Origin of the sequence: Bacillus sp. JJ1521 (assembly GCF_036965165.1) — a bacterium.
Taxonomy (GTDB): domain Bacteria; phylum Bacillota; class Bacilli; order Bacillales; family Bacillaceae_L; genus Ferdinandcohnia.
Window position 1 is genome coordinate 49022 of sequence record NZ_JBALOX010000001.1, and the last position, 2629, is coordinate 51650.

Annotated in this window: 4 protein-coding genes; all 4 read right to left on the bottom strand. The window is 40.7% G+C overall.

Annotation, left to right across the window (positions count from 1 at the left end; all coding sequences use genetic code 11):
- Window positions 1-159: 159 nt before the first annotated feature.
- Window positions 160-648, bottom strand: a complete 489-nt coding sequence (gene gerQ, locus V7147_RS00235; protein WP_335365853.1) for a spore coat protein GerQ — start codon at window positions 646-648, stop codon at window positions 160-162.
- 52 nt (window positions 649-700) lie between these two features.
- Window positions 701-1123 carry a cell wall hydrolase gene (locus tag V7147_RS00240; protein ID WP_335365854.1) on the bottom strand — a complete coding sequence of 141 codons (423 nt, stop codon included), beginning with the start codon at window positions 1121-1123 and terminating at the stop codon, window positions 701-703.
- 221 nt (window positions 1124-1344) lie between these two features.
- Entirely contained in the window at window positions 1345-2097 is a 753-nt protein-coding gene (gene hemQ, locus V7147_RS00245; RefSeq protein ID WP_335365855.1) for a hydrogen peroxide-dependent heme synthase, read from the bottom strand.
- Window positions 2098-2445: 348 nt separating this feature from the next.
- Window positions 2446-2629: hypothetical protein (locus V7147_RS00250; RefSeq protein WP_335365856.1), on the bottom strand; the 184-nt coding region annotated here is incomplete at its 5' end.

Genomic DNA, 2629 nt, shown 5'->3' on the forward strand with positions numbered 1-2629 from the left:
CGATGTCAGCACTTCCTTTGCAAGTCAAGCATAAGATAAGCGCTGACAGAAGGTGCTTTTTACCTTCGTAAGCGATTAGCTTAGACCATAGAGCCGATGGCGCCTGAAACTAGACAACACTAATCGAAAAAGGAGCGTCGGCAGACACTCCTTTCTATTTTAGCGTGGTGGGTAATTGACTAAGCCTTGGCCACCGCCACCAAATGGGTATTGATATTCGATTTCTTCGTCAAATGTAATGTATTGTAGGTAAACCATTAATAACAGGTAGCGTCTGCCTGACTGTGGGTCACTTAAAATAAGGTGATCACGACCAGCAGCTTCGATAAGCCCTTTGAATACCTTTGCCTCGTTTGTGTTATCAAAGCCCATGTATACTGTCGCAAGCTTACCTTTGTTCAGGCGAAGAATGTTTTCGATATAGGATTCTTCAAGTGGAAGCATACCCGGTACATTTGATGCTACTCCACCGGTAGGAAATTGTGATGGCATTTGTGGTACCTGAAAGCCTCCTTGTTGCTGTTGAGACGGAAAGGTATATCCACCGAATTGCCTAGGATCCATATAGCCATCAAACTGGCCAAAGTTTTGAGGGATATACCCATACGCTGCATATGGATTTTGCGTTTGTTGATTGTCTTTACTCAATGTAAGCCCTCCTCAGATTGTTTTATACTTATCTCTCTAAAAGTGAATTGCCTTAATATACACCTGGGCAATCCTCCTGTGTAGGTTGGTAGAAGCAGTGTGCTTTAAACCTTCCTACGTTCCACTGGTTAAACCATTGTGCCGGACAGTTTCCTGAAGGTTCAAAAAACCACAAAGAAAACCTAGCTGGATGAAACCTTTCACCTTTTAGTACCCTTCGAGCAAGTGCAATTTCAATTGGTCGAGCGGCTTGGTAAAAATAGCCCTTTTGAGTTGCTTCAAAGCCCCCGGGACTTTGAAAGACCATTTTTCGAATCGAGGTAATATCTTTAAAGTCCAAACAACGAGATCTCGCCCGGTTTACCCCAACATTCCCTACTAACAGCATGCCTTGCTTTCCTTCACCCTCAGCCTCAGCCCGTAACAGCCTTGCTAATAGCTTTACATCTTCCTCCGTGTGCGCAACTACCGCCATCTTTTCACCTCACTTACAAAGAAGACAATGATCATGAAAAAATCTCATTACCAACTTATTGATGAGGTGAAAAATGGGTTCCTACTTTTTGATTATTTTTTGGGACTTTTCATTAGACTCTGGTGGATATATTTTGTGGATTCATCATTGAATTGTATGATTGAGGAAAAAGGATTATGAATATGGATGAAAAAAAAAGAGAGGCAGCCCTCTCTTTTTAATTAGTTTATGTGTAAAAATTGTGGTACTTTTTCTTCGGTTAAAATGTTTCCTACAAAGAAGGCTCCAAATTCACCATAGCGTGCACTTGCTTCGTCAAAGCGCATTTCATATACGAGCTTTTTGAATTGAAGGACATCGTCCGAGAATAGAGTTACGCCCCACTCGTAATCATCAAAGCCGACAGAGCCTGAAATGATTTGTTTAACGATTCCAGCATATTGGCGGCCAATCAGACCATGGCTACGCATAAGTTCTTTACGCTCTTCCATTGAAAGCATGTACCAGTTATCATTGCCATCACGGCGCTTATCCATTGGATAGAAGCACACATAGTTGTTTTTCGGAAGGATTGGGTATAAGCGTCCACGTACATAAGGATTTTGATACGGATCTTCATTGCTTTCTCCTGCCAAATAGTTACTTAATTCAACAACAGACACATATGAGTATGTAGGAATTGTATATTCAGCTAGTGTTGTTTTATTAAATTCAGTTTCGATTTCATTGAGTTCTTCCATCGTTGGGCGAAGGGTCATCATCATGAAATCAGCCTTTTGACCAACGATTGTGTATAATGCATGACTTCCTTGGTTTTCACTTTGTGTTTTATTCCATTTCTCTACTAAGCCAAGAAATTCTTCGATTGCTGCTTGGCGCTCGTCACTAGAAAGTGTTTTCCAAGATGTCCAGTCGATTGAGCGAAAATCATGAAGAACATACCAGCCATCAAGTGTTTGTGCTGCTTCAGCCATTGCTATCACTCCTTGTATTTTTCTTATAATCAGATGCGCCTTGGCGTATTTGCGCCCAGATTTTTTCGAGCTTGGCTCGAAAAGATTCCTTTAAAAATCTGTGGCATCCGCCGGAGGCTAAACTTTATTCAGCCATGGTTGGTGTATCTATTGTTTTATTCATACCATTTTGCGTTCACCTTAATTTTAAAGTAGGTTCATGCTGAATAAAGTTATGTATTCAACCACTACTATATCACAGTTTCCCCTATAGAAAAGTGAATAAACCCTAGACAATTTTGTGAACACAAACGAGTGTGAGTAATTTGTCAGGTTGTTGGGGAAATTGAAGATAGTGTCATAATACTGTCACAGGATTTCTGAGGCTTTTTGGTTTGCATTTTGTGAAAAAAGCCGTATCCTTATGGTTGGCAGTTTAAACTTATTTAGTTGAAGTCCAATACTTCTAGTAAAAAAAGTTAAAGCCTCCGGCGGATGCCACGATTTTTCAAAGGTAATTTTTCGGGCGGTGAGTTCAAAGACTAAGAACGCC